This is a genomic window from Polyangium sp. 6x1 (genome assembly GCF_029946515.1).
GTDB lineage: Bacteria > Myxococcota_A > Polyangia > Polyangiales > Polyangiaceae > Polyangium.
This window is the reverse complement of record NZ_JARZHH010000058.1, coordinates 15,501-37,428: the sequence shown is the minus strand read 5'-3', so window position 1 is coordinate 37,428 and position 21,928 is coordinate 15,501. Positions and strand designations below refer to the sequence as shown.

At 68.3% G+C, this 21,928-nt stretch carries 18 protein-coding genes; 13 read left to right on the top strand and 5 right to left on the bottom strand.

Annotated features, from left to right (window positions below):
- Positions 1-3: 3 nt before the first annotated feature.
- Positions 4-1,680 (bottom strand): ABC transporter substrate-binding protein, encoded by a 1,677-nt coding sequence (locus QHF85_RS37345; RefSeq protein ID WP_281332188.1) that lies wholly within the window; start codon positions 1,678-1,680, stop codon positions 4-6.
- Positions 1,681-1,944: 264 nt separating this feature from the next.
- Positions 1,945-2,223, bottom strand: coding sequence for a hypothetical protein (locus QHF85_RS37340; protein WP_281332187.1), 279 nt, complete (start codon positions 2,221-2,223; stop codon positions 1,945-1,947).
- On the opposite strand from QHF85_RS37340, the gene QHF85_RS37335 reads away from it, so the two are divergent.
- The 5 genes from QHF85_RS37335 to QHF85_RS37315 all read left to right on the top strand — a co-directional run bounded on the left by QHF85_RS37335 (position 2,195) and on the right by QHF85_RS37315 (position 5,313).
- Positions 2,195-2,641 carry a cellulose binding domain-containing protein gene (locus QHF85_RS37335; RefSeq protein WP_281332186.1) on the top strand — a complete coding sequence of 149 codons (447 nt, stop codon included), beginning with the start codon at positions 2,195-2,197 and terminating at the stop codon, positions 2,639-2,641. The two genes, QHF85_RS37340 and QHF85_RS37335, sit on opposite strands and share 29 nt — an antisense overlap.
- A complete protein-coding gene (locus QHF85_RS37330) occupies positions 2,638-3,690 on the top strand; it encodes a glycoside hydrolase family 5 protein (RefSeq protein WP_281332185.1) in 1,053 nt (350 codons plus the stop codon). The genes QHF85_RS37335 and QHF85_RS37330 overlap by 4 nt, the downstream gene beginning before the upstream one ends.
- Positions 3,691-3,807: 117 nt before the next feature.
- Positions 3,808-4,395: a biopolymer transporter ExbD gene (locus QHF85_RS37325; RefSeq protein ID WP_281332184.1), complete on the top strand. Its 588-nt coding sequence runs from the start codon at positions 3,808-3,810 to the stop codon at positions 4,393-4,395.
- Positions 4,396-4,450: 55 nt separating this feature from the next.
- Positions 4,451-5,098: a hypothetical protein gene (locus tag QHF85_RS37320; RefSeq protein ID WP_281332183.1), complete on the top strand. Its 648-nt coding sequence runs from the start codon at positions 4,451-4,453 to the stop codon at positions 5,096-5,098.
- A gap of 71 nt (positions 5,099-5,169) precedes the next feature.
- Positions 5,170-5,313: a hypothetical protein gene (locus QHF85_RS37315; protein WP_281332182.1), complete on the top strand. Its 144-nt coding sequence runs from the start codon at positions 5,170-5,172 to the stop codon at positions 5,311-5,313.
- A gap of 8 nt (positions 5,314-5,321) precedes the next feature.
- On the opposite strand, the gene QHF85_RS37310 is transcribed toward QHF85_RS37315, so the two are convergent.
- The gene (locus QHF85_RS37310) at positions 5,322-5,663 is read right to left on the bottom strand and encodes a hypothetical protein (RefSeq protein ID WP_281332181.1); all 342 of its coding nucleotides are present in this window, start codon (positions 5,661-5,663) and stop codon (positions 5,322-5,324) included.
- Between the two features lie 114 nt (positions 5,664-5,777).
- The gene (locus tag QHF85_RS37305) at positions 5,778-7,844 is read right to left on the bottom strand and encodes a response regulator (protein WP_281332180.1); all 2,067 of its coding nucleotides are present in this window, start codon (positions 7,842-7,844) and stop codon (positions 5,778-5,780) included.
- Positions 7,845-8,118: 274 nt separating this feature from the next.
- Between QHF85_RS37305 and glgB the strand changes: the two genes are divergently transcribed.
- The 8 genes from glgB (at position 8,119) to QHF85_RS37265 (ending at position 18,990) form a co-directional block, all read left to right on the top strand.
- Complete coding sequence (gene glgB, locus QHF85_RS37300; protein ID WP_281332179.1) at positions 8,119-10,491, top strand: 1,4-alpha-glucan branching protein GlgB; 2,373 nt, start codon at positions 8,119-8,121, stop codon at positions 10,489-10,491.
- A gap of 441 nt (positions 10,492-10,932) precedes the next feature.
- A complete protein-coding gene (locus QHF85_RS37295; RefSeq protein WP_281332178.1) occupies positions 10,933-12,198 on the top strand; it encodes an NAD(P)-binding protein in 1,266 nt (421 codons plus the stop codon).
- A complete protein-coding gene (locus tag QHF85_RS37290; RefSeq protein WP_281332177.1) occupies positions 12,195-12,674 on the top strand; it encodes an NUDIX domain-containing protein in 480 nt (159 codons plus the stop codon). Before QHF85_RS37295 ends, QHF85_RS37290 begins: the two co-directional genes overlap by 4 nt.
- The gene (locus tag QHF85_RS37285) at positions 12,671-13,357 is read left to right on the top strand and encodes an HAD-IB family phosphatase (RefSeq protein ID WP_281332176.1); all 687 of its coding nucleotides are present in this window, start codon (positions 12,671-12,673) and stop codon (positions 13,355-13,357) included. The genes QHF85_RS37290 and QHF85_RS37285 overlap by 4 nt, the downstream gene beginning before the upstream one ends.
- Positions 13,354-14,772 carry an MFS transporter gene (locus QHF85_RS37280; protein WP_281332175.1) on the top strand — a complete coding sequence of 473 codons (1,419 nt, stop codon included), beginning with the start codon at positions 13,354-13,356 and terminating at the stop codon, positions 14,770-14,772. Before QHF85_RS37285 ends, QHF85_RS37280 begins: the two co-directional genes overlap by 4 nt.
- Positions 14,773-15,294: 522 nt before the next feature.
- Positions 15,295-15,693, top strand: coding sequence for a hypothetical protein (locus QHF85_RS37275; protein ID WP_281332174.1), 399 nt, complete (start codon positions 15,295-15,297; stop codon positions 15,691-15,693).
- Between the two features lie 247 nt (positions 15,694-15,940).
- Positions 15,941-16,267, top strand: coding sequence for a hypothetical protein (locus QHF85_RS37270; RefSeq protein ID WP_281332173.1), 327 nt, complete (start codon positions 15,941-15,943; stop codon positions 16,265-16,267).
- Positions 16,268-16,332: 65 nt separating this feature from the next.
- Positions 16,333-18,990: a serine/threonine-protein kinase gene (locus QHF85_RS37265; protein WP_281332172.1), complete on the top strand. Its 2,658-nt coding sequence runs from the start codon at positions 16,333-16,335 to the stop codon at positions 18,988-18,990.
- Between the two features lie 343 nt (positions 18,991-19,333).
- Here the strand turns inward: QHF85_RS37265 and QHF85_RS37260 are convergent, their stop codons facing one another.
- The gene (locus QHF85_RS37260; protein ID WP_281332171.1) at positions 19,334-21,160 is read right to left on the bottom strand and encodes a sigma 54-interacting transcriptional regulator; all 1,827 of its coding nucleotides are present in this window, start codon (positions 21,158-21,160) and stop codon (positions 19,334-19,336) included.
- Between the last annotated feature and the right edge of the window lie 768 nt (positions 21,161-21,928).

Genomic DNA, 21,928 nt, shown 5'->3' with positions numbered 1-21,928 from the left:
TCCTCACGCCCCCCGCGGCCGGAGCCGCGTGAGGACGAGCAAGCACTCCGGCGCGCTGTACGGCGAGGGTTTGGCGTACGGATCCCGCGCGCTCGGAAAACCCTCGAAATGGCGCGTATTGAACGCAGCCCAGGACGGGTTCGGGAACAGCGGGAGCACCGGCGCGCGCGCGGCGAACAGGCGCTCGAGCGCGTGCGAGAGGCGCATCTCTTCGCCCTCGTCGGATGCCCCCTCGAATTCCGCGAGCAGGGCGTCGGCCTCCTCGCTGCCGAACCTGTGCCAGTTGCGCGCGGCGGGCTCGCCGAGGGGCCGGAGGGTCGCCGTGCCCATGAGATCCCGATAAAAATGATACGGCGTTGGCTCGTCCGAGGACCAGCCGAGCGAGAGGTCGAACGCGCCTTTCTGGAGCTTCTCGAAGAACGCGCTGAAGTCGTAGGCGCGCGCCGCCGAGGTGACGCCGAGCGCGCGCAAGCCCTGGGCGATGATCTGCGCGGCGCGGATCCAGTCGGACCAGCCCGTGACGACGTGGACGTCGAGCGTGAGAGGAGCGCCGTCGGCCGAGGCGCGCAGGCCATCGGCGCGGCGCGGATATCCGGACTCGTCGAGCAGTCGCCCGGCGCGATCCATGTCGCGCGTGATCCAGTCGCCGGCCGCCGCGGCCTCGGGGCTGCGAAAACGCGCGTATCCGTCGTGCAGGCCGGTCGCGTCCGCGGGGCGGGTATAGCCGTACATCGCGACCTTCGCGAGCAGGGCGCGATCGATCGACATGCTGATCGCCTTGCGCACGCGCTCGTCCGAGAGCGGGGCGCGCGCGGCGTTCGGATACAACATGACGGTCCCGCCGACGAGCGGGAACCAGTAATGGTGGTGCGCCGGATCCTTCGCGACGAAGATCCGCTCGACGTCGGGCACGAAGTTGCCGGCCCAGTCCACCTCGTCGTGGAGGAGCGCGAGCGTCGCCTGATCGTTGCCGGGATACGCGGGGAACCGGAGCCCGCGGAGCGCGGGCTTGCCCGGCTGCCAGTACGTCGGGTTTCGACCGAGCTCGTAGACCTGATTTTGAAAGACGGTGATTTCGGTGAACGGCCCGGTGGCCACGGGGCGCTCGTTCGTGAACGTGACGGGGTCGGGCACGTCCCTCCACACGTGCCGCGGCACGATGGGCTGGTGGCCGAGGTAAACGAGCCCCGGGACGTATCGCTTTTTCAGGGAGAACACCACGGTGAGCGGATCCGCGGCGCGGACGTCGTCGAGGAAGGACCAGACGCCGAAGAGATCGAGCGCCTTGTGGCGCGCAAGGATCTCGAACGTGAACACGACGTCTTCGGCCGTGAAGGGCTGGCCGTCGGACCAGGTGACGCCGGGGCGGAGGGGGCAATGGAGCGTCCGTTTGTCGGGGCTCCAGGTGGCGCCGGTCGACAGCCACGGGACGAGTTTTCCGTTGATGGTGTCGTAGATGAAGAGGGGCTCGTAGATTCCGGCGCGCGTGGGCCAGCGGATGTTCCCCGGCGCGAGCAGGGGATTGAAGTTGCGCACCCAGGAGGCCTGCTGCTCGGTCGACACGGTGAGGACCCCGGCGGGATCGGGCCGCGCGCCGCGACGCCCGGAGCACGCGGCCCCGAGCGGGGCGAACAGCGTCGCGGCCAGAAACTGCCGGCGGGGCCATCGCAATCGTGTCATCGAGGAATCTTTCAGGGCCATCGAATTCGTTTCACCTCGACGCTACCCGCATTTTTCGCCGAGCGTCAAGGTCGCTTCGACGCGGCGGGCGGCGTCGATCTTTTGAGACGACCATGATATGGCATTGACGATGCCTCGGTCCCGCCGGCGCGTGTTTGCTCGGGACGAGGAGAGGGAGCTCATGATGCGAACGAGAGGCTTCGATGTGTCGTCCGCGAGGATGGGGATCCTCGTTTCGGTCGCCGCGCTGCTGGCGGCCTGCGCTTATGGGGTCGATCCGGACAGGAGCGGCCTCGAGCCCGGAGCGGGCGGCGCGAGCAGCAGCGTCGGTCCGGGAGGGCCGGGCGGCGGCGGCCCGGGCGGGGCAGGAGGCGCGAGCAGCTCCAGCAGTTCGAGCGCGAGCAGCTCGAGTGCAAGCAGTTCGAGTTCGAGCAGCGCGAGCAGCTCCAGCAGCTCGAGCTCCAGCAGTTCGAGCGTGAGCAGCTCGGGCGCGGGCGGCCCGCCTCCGACCGGCGTGTACGTTCGGTACAAGGCGTCGGACACGAACGCGACGAACAACGAGATCAAGCCTCATTTCAACATCGTGAACGGGGGCGACACCGCCGTGCCGCTCGCCGAGCTGACGATTCGTTATTACTACACGCTGGAGCCGAACGGATCGCAGACCGAGGTGTTTCACTGCGATTATGCGTTCGTCGGCTGTGGGAAGGTGTCGGGCGCGTTCCTGACGACGTCGGGCGCGAACGCCGACCATTACCTCGAGGTGACGTTCACCGGCGCGGACATGCTCGGGCCCGGCGAGCAGAGCGGTGAGATCCAGGCGCGCTACAACAAGATGGATTACGCGACGTACGACGAGACGAACGACTATTCGTTCGATCCGACGAAGACCACGTTCACGGAGTGGGATCGGGTCACGCTCTATCACAATGGCGCGCTCGTCTGGGGGGTGGAGCCGTGAGTCGATATGCGTGGGTCCTCGGCGCGTGCGGGCTCCTCGCCGCGGGGTGTGATCCCGGGGGCGCCCCGAGCCCCTCGGCCACCATCGATCCCAGAGACATGGGCTCGGACGACGACGTCGGCGCGGGAGACATGGGCCCGACGCCGGTCGAGCTCCATGGGCAGCTCGAGGTGGCTGGCACGGAGCTGCGCGACGAGCATGGAGAGCGCGTGCAGCTCAAGGGCCCGAGCAGCATGTGGCTGAACTGGGAGAATGACGGCTTTGCCGAGAACGTCGAGGCCCTGCGCTGGATGCGGAACAACTGGCGCGCGACCGTGATCCGCGCCGCCATGGGCGTCGAGCCCGACGGGGCGTACCTGACGAACGCCGCCAAGGCGAAGAGCCAGGTGGAGAAGATCGTCGACAATGCGATCGCCGCGGGCGTGTACGTGATCATCGACTGGCACGATCACAACGCGCAGAATCACAAGGACCAGGCCGTCCAGTTCTTCAGCGAGATGGCCGAGAAATACGGCGACAAACCCAACGTGATCTACGAGCCGTTCAACGAGCCGCTGGATCTCGACTGGCAGAGCACCCTGAAGCCGTATCACGAGGCCGTGGTCGCCGCGATCCGCGCGAAGGATCCGGACAACGTGATCGTGCTCGGTACGCCGAACTGGTCGCAGGACGTGGACCGCGCCGCGGCGTCGCCGGTGGCAGGGACGAACCTTCTTTATACGCTGCATTTCTATGCGTGCACCCACACCGCGGGGCTCCGCGGCAAGGCCGACGGCGCGCGCGCCAAAGGTTTGCCCCTGTTCGTGACGGAGTGGGGGGCCACGCACGCGGACGGGGGGACCGACGGGCAAGTATGCCTGGACGAGGCCCGCCTCTGGCACGAGTGGATGAATGCGCACGGTGTCGGATGGACCGCCTGGAAGCTCGATAATTGCGGTCAGGACTCGAGCTGCATCCTCGCGCCCAATGCACCCCCCGCGGGCGGGTGGACGAGCACGTACCTGAAGGGACACGGCGTGTTCGTACGGGCGCGTATGCAAGACGAGTGAAACGAAGGTCGAGGCCTCCGGAACGTGACGCTCCGGGCGGAAGGCGTCCCCGTGCCTCCGTTCGCTGCTCGCCGGGACCAATCTTTCACGGCCCCGCTCGTCCTACCCTCCGGCTGTATGCTCCGACTTCTTCGCCGCCGCCCCGACCCGGACGCCCACGTCATCCGTCCCCCTGGCCCGCGCCTTCTTCGCCGCATCGCCTTGCGCTTCTTTCAGTGCCCTCCACGCGCGTGGCGCACGCTGCCCGGCGTGCGCGCGCCCGTCGTCCTCGCCTTCATCTTGCCGCTCGCCTGCTACGCGTTCGGCCTGTTCCCCGCGTTCTCGGCCTCGGGAGAGTGCTGCGGCCCGTTACGTCTGCCCGGTCTTCCGGCCGCATTCCACGGCGAGGATATTGTGGACGCTCCCATGGTCGTCGTCGATCGCCACCACGTGACCGTCGACGGCGTCGTCGTGGCCGAGACGCCCGAGATCATCGAGGCCGTCGAGCCTGTCCAGCTCGACGAGCTTCGCGCGCTGCTCGTGAACAAGAAGGAGCTCTGGAGGCAGGTTCGTCCCGACGCTCCATTTCCTGGGGAGGTCCTCATCGCGGCCGGCAAGGATTTACCTGCCTCCGCCGTTTTGCGCGTGATGGCCAGCGCCGCCGCCGCGGGGTATCCGCGGGCGAGCTTCATGGTCCAGAAGCTCTATCCCCCGCTGCGCAAGTGATGTGCGTGGCTCGATCGGGTGGACGGATTGCCCGCCCATGCCCTAGCATCGCCTCATGCGTGCCCGGCCCATTGTAGCACTCGCCCTCGCGCTCTCCATCGCGGGGATCTGCTGCGGCCCGAGCCGCGCGCGCCACGCTGCGCCCGACGGCGCGCCCGAGCCGCCGGAGGGCGAGGGGTGGTTCTGTGCGCACGCGATCACGCCGCACGAAGTCTCGTGGTGCAAGCGAGAGCGTAGCGCGTGCGACAAGGTTCGCGCGAAGATGATCAAGGCGAAGGAAGCGTTCCCCGTGGTGCCGGAGAGAATCCCGGCGACCTCCCGCGTGCGCCCGGAGAGCGCCCCCGTCGCCGGTCCGGGCGGAGGAGACGACGTCGAAGGCGAGGGCGGGGGAGACGACGCGGCGCCCTCCTCCGAGATCCCCGAGGCACCGAGCGGGAATGCGTTGGAGTCGCAGAGCATCTGCTCGATCGATCCCAGCGCGTGCCCGAGCCGATCGTATGGCGACTCGGTCCCCACCTATTCGAGCTGCGGCGCTCGATCGAGCGCGTTCTGCTCGGCGTACTACCACGAGTACAATTCCTATCGCCGCGACAAGGACAACGAGTGGCGCCATTTCTGCGCGGAGACCAAGGAGGATTGCGAGGCGTGGCGCGCGCTTTGGCACATTCACCTGGTGAAACGTCCGTGCGAGCCGGTGCCCTGATTCTCAAAACTGTTCGGCGTGGTCGCGCACGAATTGCTTCACGGCGGGTCGCGCGCGCCGCCGGGCTCGCCGTGCGCGCATTCCCGCCCCCGGTGGAGCTCCCGGGGTTTTATGTACGCGCGGCGTGGCACGAGCGGCGGCAGGGGGACCCCGGGGTGAGCTGGCTGCGCGGCCTGCTCATCGAGCTAGGGGAAGAGCTCGACAGGGCTTCGTAGCGTGTGACTCATTTACAGGTGCCCTTGCTATCCGTCGTCGACTTCTCGTCGGGGGCGTGCAAGCAGATCTTGCTGATGCATGATGCGGGGCCGTTACACGCCGCGCCGGGGCCGCCCTTCGGCTTGCAGGTGCCGACCACGTGGCTCTTGTCGCGGGTCAGCCCGTAGGTGTGGCGTCGCGGGTAGACGCCGTTCACGTGATCCCCGGGATCGCAGTACGACGCCGGGCCGCATGCGGTCTCGTCCTTGAGGACGTTACAATCGCTCCCGTCCGCTTGATTCGGACCGATCTCCGAGCCACAGCCGCAGACGAGGGTCAGCGCCGCGAGCAGCCAGCCGATGTGTTTCATGGGCCGAGGGATACCAACGGCGCCCCTTCGCGGCAACTTCCGGGGCCTCGTGGGGTACGCGTCCTGTCTTCCTCCCTGGGAAAGTGCGAGGCCGGCCCCGCGCGTCCCTCCCTTTCAAGCCTGCGCCCGCGCGTCCGATGGCACGGCCTCGTCCCGCCCGCGCACGATCCGCGCAATCGCCGCCACGAGGTGCGCCGGATGGATCGGCTTCGCGACGTACCCGCGAAACCCCGCCGCGAGCGCCTGCCAGATCTGATCCGCCTCGCCCGCCTCCAGCACGGCGATCGCCGGCAGCGCCCTTCCATCGCGCGCCCGCAATCGCTCCACGAATGCGAGGCTGTCTCCCCCGCGGAGCCCCAGATCGCTCACCACCACGTCCGGCGCCGATTCCGCCGCGAAGCCCACCGCCTCCTCCGTCGACGCCACCGAGAACACCGCCGCGCCTCGCCTTTGCAGCACGTCCGCGGCGAGCCCCTTCGCCTCGGCGTCCGGAAGGACCAGGAGCACCCGCGTCCCCTCCAGGAGCCGCCGCTCGTAATTCGTGACGCGCGGCATTTCGGCCGCGAGCCCCGCGCCCTCCGGCGCCTCGCGCGACGGTAACGACACCGTGAACGTCGCGCCCGCCCCCTTGCCCGCGCTCGTCACGGAGGCCGACCCGCCGTGCATCTCCACGAGCTTGCGCACGATCGCGAGGCCGAGCCCGAGCCCGCCATGCTTGCGCCGCGTCGAGCCGTCCTCCTGGCTGAAATAGTTGAACACCTGCGGCAGGAGGCCCGGCGCGATTCCCTCGCCCGTGTCCGACACCGTCAGCATGAATCGCTTGCCGAGGTGCTCGAACCGCACGTCGACGCGCCCGCCGGACGGCGTGAATTTGATCGCATTGAAGACGAGCTTCCACGTGATCTGCCACAGCCGATCGGGATCGGACATCATCACCTCGTCGCTCGATTTCACCTCGCATTCGAACGTGACCCCTTTCGCCTGCGCGAGCGGCCGCAGGGCGTCGATGGCCTCGTCGATGATCGCCGTCGGATCGATCGGCGCGAGGTGGACCTGGAGACGGCCGGTCGCGATGCGCGAGGCGTCGAGGATGTCCTCGACGACCCGCCGCTCCGCCTCGGCGCTCCGCGCGATCGTGGCGAGCCCGCGCTCGGCGATCGGGCCGTCGAGCGCGCCCGCGCGGAGCAGGCTCGACCAGCCGACGATCGCCGTGAGCGGCGTGTTGAGCTCGTGCGAGACCGTCGCGAGGAACTCGTCTTTCATGAGCTCGCAGTTCGCGGCCTCGGCCTCCTTGCGCGCCCGGTGCGCGGCCTCCTCGGCGCGCTTCTGCTCGTCGATGTCGGTCGCCGTGAGGATCCACCCCGTCACGCGGACCTCGTCTCGCTGCGGCACCGCGCGGGCGATGTGCCAGCGATAGACCCCGTCCGACCGCCGCAGCCGCGCCTGCACGGTCACCCCGAGCCGCCGCCCGAGCGCCTTGCGCCATACCGAGAGCACGGGTCCCCGATCGTCCGGGTGCAGCGCTTGGAGCAGCCCGCGCCCCACGTTCCTCCGGCCGCCGCGCCCCGCGTACCGGGACCACGCGTCGTTCGCGTAATGAAAATGCCCGCTCCCGTTCGCGGTCCACACGCAGATGGGCATGGCCTCGATGACGCCTTGATAGCGGAGCTCGCACCGTCGCTCGAGCGCCTCGCGCTCGCGCGCGCGGAGGAGCGCGGCCTGCCGCTTGACGATTTCCTTCTGCCGGAAGAGCTCGACGAGGACCGTCACCTTCGAGCGGAGGATGCTCGGCTGGCAAGGCTTCAAAACGTAATCGACGGCGCCGGTCTCGTAGCCCTCGAGGATGAACGACATGCTGCGATGCACGGCCGTGATGAAGAGAATCGGGATGTAACGGTGCCGCCGGCTCTGCTTGATGAGCTTGACGGTCTCGATGCCGTTCATGTCCGGCAATTGCACGTCCATGAGGACGAGCGAGACATCCATCGCGAGGAGGTATCGCAGGGCGTCGCGCCCGGACGCCGCCTTGATGATCTCGTAGCCGAGCGGATCCAGCGCGACCTCGAAGGCGAGCAGGTTCGCGGGCGTGTCGTCCACGATCAGCACCTTCGGCGTCGGGAGGTGGAACTCCGTGCCCTCCTCCTCCTCCCAAGGGCCTGCGCTCGTTCGTCCGTCGCCCATCCGCGCTCGTTCTCCTGCGTCGCTCGAACAGCGGGATATCGTGAACGCAGGCCGCCTTGGGCGAACTCGGACCGTCCCGGCTTTCCGTGTAGGGAGTCTCCGCCCTTCGTTCATCCGGCCCGGGCCGTACGTGGGCTCCTCCGCGGACGGCACGAGGAGCGGACGGCCCAGGGCGGGCTCGCGGCGGTGGCGATCGCCTCGCCGCGAGCGGCTGGAGGGGGTGCTGCTCGACGAGATTGGCTTGCCCGGGAAAACCGGGTACGAGGTGTGCCGGATGATGCGCGAGCGAGGGCCGATGGGAGCAGATGATTTCGATCGCATCGCAGCGGCGGACTCCACGGATCCGCACCGTTCGCTCGGACCTCATCGCGAGGACGGGCGGCTCGTCGTGCGGGCGTTCCGGCCGGAGGCGCTCGCGATCGTCGTGCGTCCCGACGATCCGAACCTCAAGCCGCGCGCGATGGCGCGCGTGCACCCGGGCGGCATCTTCCAGGCCGCATTCGAGGGCGCAGAGGGACCGTTTCCGTACCGACTCGAGGTGCGCTCGTCGCGCGGGACGACGATCGGGCGGGACGCGTATGCCTTTCCGTCGTCGCTCGTGGAAGGCGAATTCGATCCGGCCGGGGAGGGGGCGGCGCGCGAGCTGCCGCGGCGTCTCGGGGCGCACGTGGGGGAGGTGCGCGGCGTCTCGGGGACGGCGTTCGCCGTGTGGGCGCCGTCGGCGCGCCGGGTGAGCGTCGTCGGCGATTTCAATCGCTGGGACGGCAAGCGCCACACGATGCGCCGCACGACGGCCGGCGTCTGGGAGGTCTTCGTGCCCGACGTGCGCGCGGGAGCGACGTACAAGTACGAGATCAAGACGGCGAGCGGGCTCGTTTTGATGAAGAGTGATCCCGTGGCGTTTTCGGCGGAGCTTCGGCCGAGCCACGCGTCGAAGGTCACGGAGCGGTCGTTCGTGTTCACCGACGGCGACTGGATGGCGGCGCGGCGCGAGGCGGATCCGCACGCGCGGCCGATGAGCATTTACGAGGTCCACCTCGGCTCGTGGCGGCGCAAGCGCGCGCCGGGGAAGGGGGACGGGCCGGGGGCGTGGCTCACGTACCGCGAGCTCGCGGACGAGCTCGTCGAGTACGTGGTTTCGCTCGGCTTCACGCACGTCGAGCTCTTGCCCGTGATGGAGCACCCGTTCGACGGATCGTGGGGCTACCAGGTGACGGGGTATTTCGCGGCGAGCTCGCGCTTCGGCACGCCGGACGATTTTCGATATTTCGTCGACCGCTGCCACGCGCGCGGGCTCGGCGTCTTGCTCGACTGGCCGCCGGCGCATTTTCCCAAGGACGCCTTCGCGCTCGGCCGTTTCGACGGCGAGCCGCTCTACGAGCACGCGGATCCGCGCAAGGGCGAGCACCGCGAGTGGAGGACGTTCGTCTTCGATTACGGCAAAAAAGAGGTGCGCAATTTCCTGATCGCGAGCGCGCTCCACTGGCTCGACGCGTTCCACGTGGACGGGCTGCGCGTCGACGCGGTCGCCTCGATGCTGTACCTCGATTACGGCGCGCGGCACCCGGACGAGTGGACGCCGAACGAGCACGGCGGCCGGGAGAACCTCGACGCGGTGCGGTTCTTGCGCGAGCTGTCGGACGCCGTGCACCACGATTTCCCGGGGGCCGTGCTCTGCGCGGAGGAGTCGACGACGTGGCCGGGCGTCACGCGGCCGACGTACGTGGGCGGCCTCGGCTTCGATTTCAAGTGGAACATGGGGTGGATGCACGACACGCTCGATTACTTCGCGCTCGACCCGATCTTCCGCGCCTTCCACCACACGAAGATCACGTTCGGCTTGATGTACGCGTTCTCGGAGCGGTTCCTCCTGCCGCTCTCGCACGACGAGGTCGTGCATTTGAAGCGCGCGCTGCTCTCGAAGATGCCGGGCGATCGCTGGAAGCAACACGCCAACCTGCGGGCGCTCTACGCGATGATGTGGGCGCACCCGGGGAAGAAGCTCGTCTTCATGGGCGGCGAGATCGGGCAATGGCGAGAGTGGAACCACGACCGCGCGCTCGACTGGGAGCTCGTCGCGGAGCAGGACCACGCGGGGTTGTCGAAGCTCCTCGGGGATCTGAACGGCATCTACCGCAAATACGAGGCGCTCTGGGAGCTCGACGAGAGCCCGGCGGGGTTCACGTGGATCGACGCGAATGACGCGATCCAGAGCGTGGCCTCGTTCGTGCGCTTCCCGCGGCAGCCGGACGGCTCGGAGGAGCCGTGCCCGAAGCGCATCCAGAAGGGGATTTTTGTGGTGTTCGTCGGTAATTTCACGCCATTACCGCGATATGGGTATCGGGTCGGCGTGCCGCGGCGGTGCCGGTATCTCGAGGTGCTGAACACGGACGCGCGGGTGTACGGGGGGAGCGGGGTCGGCAATCTGGGGAGCGTGGAGTGCGAAGATGTGCCTTCGCACGGGTTCGCGCAGTCGATCGTGCTGACGCTCCCGCCGCTTTCGGGCCTGTTTCTGGTGCCGGAGCTCGCGGAGGATCCCGTGGAGGTAGAGGCGGAAGCGGGCGCGGAGGCGGAAGCGGAAGCGGTCGCGGAAGCGGAAGCGGTCGCGGAAGCGGAAGCGGTCGCGGAAGCGGCACGCGAAATCTGAATCTCGCGAAAACCACGTTCCTGAGCTGACTGCCGGCCGCGCGAGGTCGTGAGAGACGCTCGTCCCGAAGGCGCGGCGACGTCGCGTCCGCTCGTCCTGCACGCGTCTGCGTGATTGCGCAACGCGCGTGCTTCCCTGGCGGACCGCGGGGAGGCGAGGTCGGGCGCATGCGCCGCCGCAATACCCCGGGAAAGCCCGCAGAAGTGCGCTGGCACGCGAGCTGCAAAACCTCCCGCTCGAAGCGAGCTCCACCTCGTCGGGCTCGATACCGAGCCGTACGGGGTGGCAGGCCGCGATCACGACGACGCGCGCGCCGCGACCCGAGCGACATCCACGAGGGATGCCTGCCTTCCGCAGGACGATCCACGGCCGGATGCGCTCCATCGAGCCGCCACGCCGCTCGGCGACATGCAGCCAAAGAGGAACGCCAACCGAGGGGATATGAACGAATTCGATCTGACCATCGTCGGCGCCGGGCCTGCTGGCCTGGCCGCCGCACAGCGCGCCACGGGCACCGGGCTCCGCGTGGCCATCATCGACGCCGGCAAGCCGGTGAAGAAGCGGGATCGCAATGCCACGGACGACATGACGCATGGCCATGGGGGAGCCGGCCTGTTCTCCGACGGAAAGTTCTCCTTCTTTCCCTCCGCCACCGAGCTGTGGACCCTGCCGCGCGCGTCGGATCTCCGCGCCGCCTACGAGTGGGTATGCAGCATCCTGCGATCCTCGGGCCTCGATACGCCGCCCTTCCCGCAGAATCCCGCCATGTACACGGTGGGCTCCGGGGAGTGGGTCCTCAAGGACTACCCCTCCGATTACCTGTCCCTGGAGGACCGGATCTCCCTCACGGACGACATGGTCTCCAGGGTCGACGCATCGGTGCTGAGCGAGATGGAAGTGGCGTTCACCCAGTACAACCCTCTGGCGGACTCCTTCTGTCTCGGGCTGCGCGACGCGAACGGCAACGAATCCACCCTGCGTACCCGTCGGCTCCTCGTGGCGAGCGGCCGATTCGGCCCTCTGCGGCTCCGGGAGCTCACCCGGCAGCGCTCGTTCCGCCGCCTGGAAGTCGGGTTCCGGATCGAGCAGCCGGCGCAATACGCGTTTTTCCGGGACATGAAGCAACTCGACCCCAAGCTGCGCTTTCGCGCGCAGGACGGCGGCGTGGAATGGCGCACGTTCTGCGCGTGCCGCAACGGCGAGGCGGTGCTCACCAAGACCCAGGGATTGTGGACCGTGTCCGGACGCTCGGATTGCCCTCCCACCGGACGATCGAACGTTGGATTCAACACGCGCATCCTGAATGAATCCGTGGCCGCGCGGGCCATGGCCCCGGCGCTCGCCGCGATGACGCACGAGGACTCCTACTTCGCCGTGGACATGCGCGATCTGATCGATGGCGAAGCATCGGCGCTCCGGACCTTCGACCGCGTCTATGGCCCCGAGCTTCGGCAGATCATGGTGCGAGGCCTGTCCCACCTCGCGTCCGCCTTTCCGGCCGTCGTCGACGGGGGGACCCGGCTCATCGGCCCGACCTTGGAAGGGGTCGGCTGGTATCCCCGGGTGAACGGCGACCTGCGGCTGCTCGACGCCCCCGCGTGGGTGGCCGGAGATGCCTGCGGGCTTTTCCGTGGCATAGTGGCGGCGATGATCAGCGGCCACTATGCAGCGGCGTCGGCGGTCCGGGACCTGGGGTCCGCCGCGTGACGCATTCTCCTGAAAACCTCGGGCGTCCCGTCGTGGGCGTGGGCGCCCTTCTCTTCCGAGCGGACGGGGCCGTGCTCATCGGTCATCGGATCAAGCAGGGCGAGCCGGAATCGTGGTGTCTGCCGGGTGGGCACGTCGAATCGAGGGAATCCTTCGAGGAAGCCGCCCTCCGGGAGCTCGCGGAAGAAACGGGGATTCACGCCGCAGAGGACGCGGAGGTGTTCGCCCTGGCGATCGACATGCAGGGCGGCCGAATGACCGCCGGTGTGGCGGCGCGCGTCGAGCAGGCCGACGCCGTCACGCGGGAGCCCGATGTCTTCGACCGGTGGATCTGGGCTCGGCTGGATGACCTGCCGAGCCCGCTTTTCCCGGCCAGCGCGGCGCTGCTTCATGCCTGGTGCGACAGGCCTCCCGCGCCGGGATGGGTGCTGTATTCGATGACGAGGTCGTCCGTGGATTTCAAGGTTTCGCGATGAGCATGCTCCACGTATTCGACATGGATGGGACGTTGCTGCGTGGCACGACGGCCAGCATGGAAATCGCCCGCAAGATGGGGTGCCTGCCGGAGCTCACGCGCCTGGAGTCGTTGTTCGGCTGCGGAGCGATGACCACGCGCGACTTCGCTTCGTCCATCTGTCGAATGTGGGGCACCTTGACGCTCTCCATCGTGGACGAGGTCTTCCGCGGCGCCCCCTGGATCCACGGGCTCCCCGAGGTGATGAGGGACATCCGGGCCCGGGGGGAGCGGTCGCTCGTGGTCACCATGTCGCCCGATTTCTTCGCCGAGCGGCTCCGCTCGTTCGGCGCGGACGAGGTCGTGGCCTCCCGATTTCCTTCCCTCCCGTTCCAAGAGGCGCCCGATCCCGCGGGCATTCTCTGCCCGGCGGACAAGGTGACGGCCGTGGATCGCGCGCTCTCTCGCCACGGCCTTCGCCGCGAGCAATGCATCGCGTATGGCGATTCTCACTCGGACGCGCCGCTCTTCGACGTGCTGCCGCACACGGTCGCGATCAACGCCGACGCGTACCTGCGCGCTCGCGCCAGGCTCCAGTACGAGGGTTCGGATTTGCGGGAGGCGTACGGGATGGCCAGGCGGCGGCTCGTGGATGAGCGTCACGCAGAGGAGGAGCCCCCCGCGGATCGAAGGGAGACCCGATGAACATCCGGCCCCGCCAGGCAGACGCACGATTCGATCGGAATGCCTGGACCCGCCTCGCGCTCTTGTGCACCGCGATTCTCTTCGAGGGGATGAGCCTGTCCGGGATCAACGTGCAGCTCGCCGAGATCCAGCGCGATCTGGGGCTGCCCGTGGATCGACTCCAGCTCGTCGCGAGCGCCTTTCTCACGGCGTATGCGGGTTGCCTGCTGGTGGGCGGTCGATGCGCGGACCGGTGGGGGCGAAGGCGCGTGTTTCTCCTCGGCGTCGCCATCTTCGGCGCTGCGTCGCTCGGCGCCGCCCTGGCGCGGGGCGCGCTCGAGCTCATTGCGGCCCGGGCAGCGCAGGGCGCGGGAGCCGCGATCACGGCCCCGGCGGCGGTCGCTCTCATCGTCGCCGAATTCCCGACCGTGGCCGCTCGCAATCGGGCGCTCGGCATCTTCAGCGCCATGGGCGCGGCAGGGTTTTCGCTGGGCGTCGTGGCCGGGGGCTTCGTCACGACGAGCTTCGGGTGGCGCTGGGCATTCGTCCTTTACGTGCCCCTCTGCGTGGTCGTCCTCGCCCTCGCGCCTCGCGTCCTGACCCGAGATTCGAACGAGGAACGCGGCGCGGTCGCGTGGCGCCACGCGCTGCTCGTCACGACGGGGCTCATCCTGCTGGTGTATGCGATCGGCCGGGCGTTCGCGGCTCCGCCGGGCGAGGTGATCGCCGTCGGGGGAATCGGGCTTTCGTGCGTGATCGCGTTCCTGCTGCTGCAATCCAGGACAGCGGAGCCCCTGCTCCCTCTGCCGCTCCTCTTCGACCGCTCGATTGCCGCTGCGAGCATGGCCCTGGCGGGCGCCTTTGCGGGCATCACGGGCGCGATGTTCCTGGTCTCCACCGCGCTGCAGGAGCGCGATGGTCATTCGCCGCTGTTCGCCGGCCTCGCATTCCTCCCGCAAGGGCTCGCCGTGGGGCTGCTCTCCGCGCCTGCCACGCGGCTCGCCGCGCGCTGGCCCGTCACGCGGGTCCTCCTTGCCGGGCTCGGGGTGCTCGTGCTGGGCCAGCTTCTTTATACCGGTGCGACGGGCGGTGGATATGTCGCGCATCTCCTGCCCGCCGCCATCCTCGTGGGCACCGGCATTGCCCTCATTTACCCTGCGGCGACGATGATGACCGCTGCCGCCGCGAGGATGCACGAACAAGGCGTGGCCTCGGGCATCCTGACCACTTGCCAGCAGGCGGGCGGCGCGCTCGGCGTCGCAGCGGTCACCGCGATTCAGGGCAGCGCTTTGGCGAACGAGGGAGGCACGTCGGGATTGTGGGCATGCGTGGCCTTCGCCGGCGTGGCGCTCGCCGCATGCGCCTTCCTGCTGCTCGGCCGTCCGCAGGTATCGTCACGACGGGACGGCGTCTCCGTGGGAGGACGCATTCCATGAAGGAGCTGTCGCAACGATGCGGGTCGATGGGCTATCCTGGAACCCGCCATGACCCTCAAAGCCCGGCCGCCTCGTCGGTCGGGCGGAGGCGGGCGAAAAGGGCGCGAAGAGGGGTCTGCGCGCGGGGAGGTCGGCTTGGAGGGGGCGCAATGCGAGGTCCACGCGCGGGGAGGTAGGCTTGGAAGGGGCGCAACGCGAGGTCCGCGTGCAGGGACGTAGGCTTGGAGGGGGCGCAACGCGAGGTCCACGCGCGGGGAGGTAGGCTCGGAAGGGGCGCAACGCGAGGTCGGCGCGCGGGGAGGTAGGCTTGGAGGGGGCGCAACGCGAGGTCCACGCGCGGGGAGGTAGGCTTGGAAGGGGCGCAACGCGAGGTCCGCGTGCGGGGAGGTAGGCTTGGAGGGGGCGCAACGCGAGGTCGGCGCGCGGGGAGGTAGGCTTGGAAGGGGCGCAACGCGAGGTCGGCGCGCGGGGAGGTCCGCCTCCGCGTCGATGCGCGCGTGAGGGCGTGGTATTCCGCACCCGATGTCCATGCCCCCCTCCAAGCTCCCGCCCACGTTGCTGCCGTTCGCGGACGCGCTCGATGCGGTTCCGGCGCGCCCGATCTGGGACATTGGCTGGACCCCGCACCGGTACGATCAGGCGCCTAGGCACCCGCTGATCCCTGATGCTCCCCCCCACGACGGCGTGTACCGAGGGAGCTGGGTCTCCCCGGGCATGTGCGTGCGGCTCGACCTCATGCACGCCACGGTGAGCGCACGATTGCGCGCATGGCTCCGCTCGCGCTTCCCCGAGCAGCTGGGCGGCGACGACGGCTTCTACGAGTATGGAATCGAGAGCCGCTCGCAGCGCACGAATCTGGAGCAAGCCCTGGCGCGACTTGCAGCCAAGATAGAGGAGGGCGAGCAGGATCCATCCACGTAGACGCGCGCGGCGCCGCCTCCGGAGCTCCATGTATGCGATCCTCGCAGGACATGCGTCGCACGCCGCAACACCCCGCTCCCCACGTTCTCACGCTCGACGGGTTCGGCGCCGGGCTACCCGCTGAAGTACCGATTTTCCGAAGACTGGCCCGCAATGAACAGCTGAAGACGCTCGACATCGTCGCGCAGTAGTCACCCTCGCGCAGGCTCGATCGGGCGAGGGTCGATGGGTTATCCTGAGACCCGCCATGACCATCGCGCGACGAGGAAGCCACCGACTGAGCATCGACGGCCACGAGCTACGCTGGTGGGTGCGGCGCGCGGGGGTGCGCGGCTGCCCCGACTGCGACTCGCTCTCCATCGTGATTGCAGCGGCCTCCCGAAAAGGGGGCGCTGTGCAGGTCTACCTCCCCGAGCCCTACGGGCCCGATCGGCCGATCACGCCCGCGTTGGTCGCGCGGATCGCGCGCCTCGCCCTGGACTCGGGCTGGGAGCCCGGCGTGGAGAGCGGGCCTTTCACGATATCCACGGGGGACCTCCTCGCCGATTTTGCGCGATCCAGCGCGTCCAGGTAGGCAGACGCGTCGGCTCGAATCCGCAAATTTGTCCGGATCGGCTCCGCCATGACAGGGGGGCTGGCATGAGCGAGAAGCATGCTCGGCAGCCATCGGGTGCGCTCACGGATCCGAGTCCGCCGCTGCTCTTCCGCGAGCCGAGCGCCCCGGTCACCCTCGGACAGGTGATCGCCGGGCGTTACGAGCTCCGTGCTCGCCTCGGCGCTGGAGCCATGGGCGTGGTCTTTCGCGCTCATGATCGTGAGCTCGAGGAGGAGATCGCTCTGAAGGTCTTGCTCCCGTGGCAGCTCGGGGAAGACAGAACGCTCGCGCGGCTTCGAAGCGAGGTGAAGCTCGCTCGGCGGATCACCCATCGCAATGTCTGTCGGGTGTTCGACCTCGGGGAGGATGGCGAGCTGAAGTTCTTGACGATGGAGCTCGTGCAGGGTGAACCCTTGCGAGAGTTGCTCGGGCGCGGCCGGGTGGAGCCGGAGCGGGCGTTTGCCATTCTGCAGCAGATCATCGCAGGGCTCGGCGCGGCCCACGCAGAGGGCGTGCTTCATCGGGACCTGAAGCCTGAAAATGTCATGATCTGCCGCGAGGGCCGCGTGGCGCTCGTCGATTTCGGCCTGGCGCGCAGCTTCACGCACGAGCTCGACGCCTCCGCGTCGCGCGCCGGAACGCCGGCGTACATGTCGCCCGAACAGATACGAGGGGAATCACTCGATGCGCGCAGCGACGTGTTTTCGCTGGGCATCCTGGCGTTCGAGCTGCTCTCGGGCGAAGGGCCGTTCGGACAGCGGGCGACGCCGCAGATCATCAGCGCGATTCTTCACGCGCCCCCTGTGCGGCTGGTCGTGCCTGGATTGTCCCCCGACGTGGTGGAGGCCCTCGAAGCCGTGCTGGCGCGGGCGTTGGCAAAACGAGCTGCCGATCGATTTCGCGCGATCGAGGAGCTTGGCGCGGCCCTCGCGGCAGCGCGGCGCGGCCTGTCCCCCAAAGAAGCCGAGGTTCCTCGCGAACGAGAGAGCACGGACGGGCTCGCGACGGCAGCGAAGAGGCGGCACGGGGAGCGAGGTTCGGTCGGCGCGGTGGCCGTCCTCGGTCTTTGCCTGATTGCGGGCGCGACCCTCTCGTTGGCGAGCATCGTCGATGGGTCATCCAAGATCGAGGAGGGACGTGCATCCGTGGCGCCTGTCGACAGTCCGAGGGACCTGGCTGCGCGAGAGGATCGCCTGACCATGATCGTGGTGCCGTTCGAGAATCGTACCGGTAATCCCCAGTGGGATGGCCTGGCGCAAACGGCGACCTCTGTGGTGCAGGCGGAGCTCCAGCGGGAGCGCGCGATTCACATCATCGAAGGGTCCCCTGCAGTGTCGTCCGTGGCAGCGGCAGTCCCCGATACGACCTGGTCGCTCGGCGGAGCCCTGCAGCTCGCCGGGAACCAGATTCGCGTCACAGCCCGCATCCGCGCGCCGGACGGCTCGCTCGCCGGCGACGCCATCCACGCGGAGGGCGAGCCCGACCGCAAACGAGACGTGCTGGAGCGATTGCGCGTTCACGCGATGGACGAGGTACGTCTGCTCCAGCGCGACCATGAGCGGCGGCTCCGGGCCGAGAGAGGGACATCGAACAAGACGGCTCGTGAGGAGCTGCTCCGCTATTATGATCTGATTGGCCCCGGCCCGCGCATCGAGGTCCTCGACGCCGCGAAGCGCCTCGTCGCCGGCGCGCTCGCGGCCGATCCTCGGTATGTGCCTGCGCTCCTGGAACAGGCCGAGCTCTTGACGTTCGAAGCCCTGGCCACAGCCGACAACCAGAAGCACTCCGAGGCGCTCTCCGTCGTGGAGAGCGCGCTCGCGATAGCTCCCGACGATCCGCGCGCCCAGCTGCTGCGGTGCCAGCAAATGCAGCGCGACATGCTCCACAATGGGTACCCCACGGACGAAACGCTCTCCCACGCATTGACCGCCTGCGGCGCCGCGGCGAGAGCGCTCCCTCACTCCGCGGAGATGTTGCGAACCATGGCTCGGTTCAGCGACCTCACCTGCCAGGACGACCTGGCCGTGACGCAGCTCAAACACGCCCTGGAAATGGACAGGAGCCTTTCAGGACCGATCCTCCGGCACCTCATCGCGCTGGCCTTGCAGAACGGACGGCTGGAGCTCGCCGATGAAATGTCACGGCAGTTCGTCGAATTTTCGGACGAGGAGGCGGAGCTCGGAGCGCGGGCGTTGAGCCGCCGCGCTGGAGCACCGGGCGCCGAAGGGGCCCATGGCACCCGCGCAGATGTGCTCCTCCGACGCGGCAAGCTCGACGAGGCGCAGGTTCACCTGGAAAAGGAGCTCGGGTACATCACCGCGGGCCTGGGAAACAAATGGGTCGAGCCGAAGGCGATCCGCGGCTTGTTCCAGATCGCGACGCAGCGGAGGGAGCGTCCGCCGCCCTGGCTCGTGCGCCGCCTCTCGATCATCGAGAACGAGTATCGCGCTGCCACGGCGCGTGATCCCAGCACCGCGTGGGTCCTTGCTGGCGCGTACCAGTTCGTGGACCCCGAGGCCGCGCTGGTATGGATCCAGCGGCTCGGGCCGCCCTCCAACTACCGCGAAGTGCTCGCGCGCGTCCTCTTCCACCACATGGCCGGTGACGACGCGGGCGCGCGTCGCACGCTCGACAAGCACGAGCCGGCTCATGAATGGGAGCGGGGATGCCTGACGTGGTTACAGTCCTTGCTCTCCGGATGAGACCATCGGGTCGGTCGAGGGGGGGTCAATCGTGCCGCAGACTGGATCGTTGGGATCGCAAGACTTCGGGGGCAGCTCGGGGTCGCTGCACCAGGGCGGGATACACCCGCCTGAGAAATCGACCGTTTCGACCGGTTCCTCTTCTTCCGGCGGCTCGCAGTCGTCCTCCGCGCAAGCCCCCTGTTTGATGTCGTCGGTCGCGTTTCCGGCTCCGCCGCAGGCCGAAAAAGCCACGAGGGCTCCGAGCAGGAGCGCTCGCCACGCCCACTTCCATTCATGATGCATCATCATGACTCGATCTCGCCTCCAATAGAAGTTGATCCGACCCATCTCGAATTTCGCCTTACCTGTCCGTGTCGGCGTGCTTGATCGAGAACCGCTCCACCCGTCCTCGCATCATCTGTCGGGTGATTCCGAGGAGCCGCGCGGCCTCCGCCAGGTTCCCTCCCGCGGTCTCGACCGCCTCCACCACCAGCGCGCGCTCCTGCTCTTCCAGCGACGAAAAGCGCGCGGATAGTGATGGATTCACCGGGCCCCCCGGTGCATGGGGGCGCTGCCGCTCTCCCGCCGTTGCCACCCGGGACCGCAGATCACAGACGTCGATCCAGCCTGACGCCGCATTGAGCGCCGAAAGCTCCACCTCATTCTTCAACTCGCGCACGTTGCCAGGCCAGCGATAACGCCGGAGCGCATCCAGAGCGGCCGGCGTGAAGCCGAGAAGGCGTTTGCCCATCTTCGACATCTGTGCCTCAAGCAAGACGTGGGCCAGGGGTTCGATGTCCTCGGTCCGCTCGCGTAGAGGCGGCACCATGAGCTCGATCACCGCGATGCGATAATAGAGGTCTTCCCGGAATCGCCCGGCCTCGATCTCCCGCAGCAGATCCTTGTGCGTCGCCGCGATGATCCGTACGTCGACGCGGACGAGCCGCTCCGAGCCCACCGGCAGGATCTCGCCCTCCTGAATCGCCCGGAGGAGCTTGGCCTGGGCCGGGAGGCTCAGATCGCCGATCTCGTCGAGGAACAACGTGCTGCCGCTGGCGAGCTCGAAGCTGCCTTTTCGATCCCGCAAGGCACCGGTGAACGCACCCCGGACGTGGCCAAACAGCTCGCTTTCGATGAGCGAATCAGGGATGGCGGCGCAGTTCACGGGGATGAGGGGCCGAGAAGCCCGCGGCGAGGCCGCGTGCAGGGCCCCTGCGACGAGCTCCTTGCCCGTACCGCTCTCGCCCCGGATCAGCACGTGCGTGCCGGTCGCGGGGCCGTATTTGCGGATCTCCGCCTGCAAGGCGACGATGGGCTTGCTCTCGCCGAGGATGCCGTGCGCCGCGGCGGCCGCCTTCGTGAGGGCCATGTCTCGCTGGCGCTGCTCGGCGCACTCGAGCGCTCCCACGACGAGCCGCGCGATGGCGATCAGGTAGTCGAGGTCCTGCTGCACGAACGGCGCGGCGCGCCTTCGATCATCGACATAAACGAACCCGAGGACCCGCCCGCCGGCTTCGAGCGGCGCGCCCATCGCCGACGATCGCTGCGGGCCGCGGGCCGTGGCCCGACCACGTTGCTCGCCGAGCAGGACCGCTTCGCGCGCGACGAGCATCGTGTGGAGCACCCCGCGGCTGAGGACGAGGTCGTCCGGCCCCACCTCCGCACCCTTTCGCACGATGCGACGCAAGCCGCTCATTTCGCTGCCGAGGCCGATCATCGCGCGCTCGCAGCCGAGCGCCCTCGCGACGGCATCGAGCATGCGCTCGAGGAGCTCTTCGGAGTCGTCGAGCGCGCGCAAAGCATGCGCGAGCTCGTAGATGACCGCGAGGCGGCGCTCGGCCTCGCCCTCCCCGACCGACGAAACGGACGCGGTGGACAGGCTGTGGAGGACGCTCTGGACCTCCTCCGCGGTCGTCACTTCGAGGAGGACATTCCCGAGCTGGATACGATCCCCATCGCACAGGCGATGGCGGCTCGTGCGCACGCCGTTCACGAACGTGCCGTGGGTGGAGCCCTCGTCGGAGACGATCCAGGCGTCCTCGACCGGGGAAAACCTCGCATGGCGCCGGGAAATCCGGTGGTCCGCGAGGACCAGATCGTTCTTCTCGTGCCGCCCGACGCACATCTCCGCCAGGAGGGGGATCGAGAATGGGACGAGGCCGGTTCCGCGGACGACGAGGTGCATCATGGCCGACGATCAAGGTGTGTCCTGCCATGCTCTTCCGGTGAGGGCCAACTTCTGCCGTGGGCCACGAATGGCTGGGGAGGTCCCGCGATGGTTGCTTCCAACCACGCCGCGGTCCCTCGATGGTTCTTTTCAACCACGGAGGGGCGTCGGGAGGGTGGAGAGAGCGCGCGCCGAGCCGCTCGACGCAGGGGGGCGTGATGAGCTGGGCTGGCACGTGGATTGCGAACCCGGATTTCTCGAGGAGGTTCAAGATGCTTCGTCGATTCGCAACGTTGATCCAATCGTTCGCCGCGCTCGCGCTCTTCTGCGCTGCCCCGGCCGCATGTCTCATGGAGAGTCCCGACCCGCAGGAGAATGTCGAGGCGAACACCGACGAGGCGAGCAGCGAGCTGCTGGGAGTTGGCGCGCCGTGTTCCAGGGACTGTCAATGCGCGCTGGGCACCGCCTGCAAGTCGTATGAAGGCGCGCCAAAGGTATGCACGCCGATCGGTAATTTCAGTCCGCCCCCGCCGAGCCCCCTTTGCGCAGCCACATGCCAATGTGGTGATTCCAAGACCTGTGTTTTCCCCGCCGGGGCACAGTATGGTACCTGCGAGGCGCCGAAGGAGCCTTGCAGCAGCGATTGTGATTGCGGCGTCTACAAGAGGTGTTCGAGCGGTACCTGCACCCCTGACTTCGGGCCCTACCCGGCGTGCCGTTGCAACAAGCACTGTGCCTCCGGGAAGACCTGCGTCAGCGGCAACTGTCAATAGCCGCGTCCACGGGCAG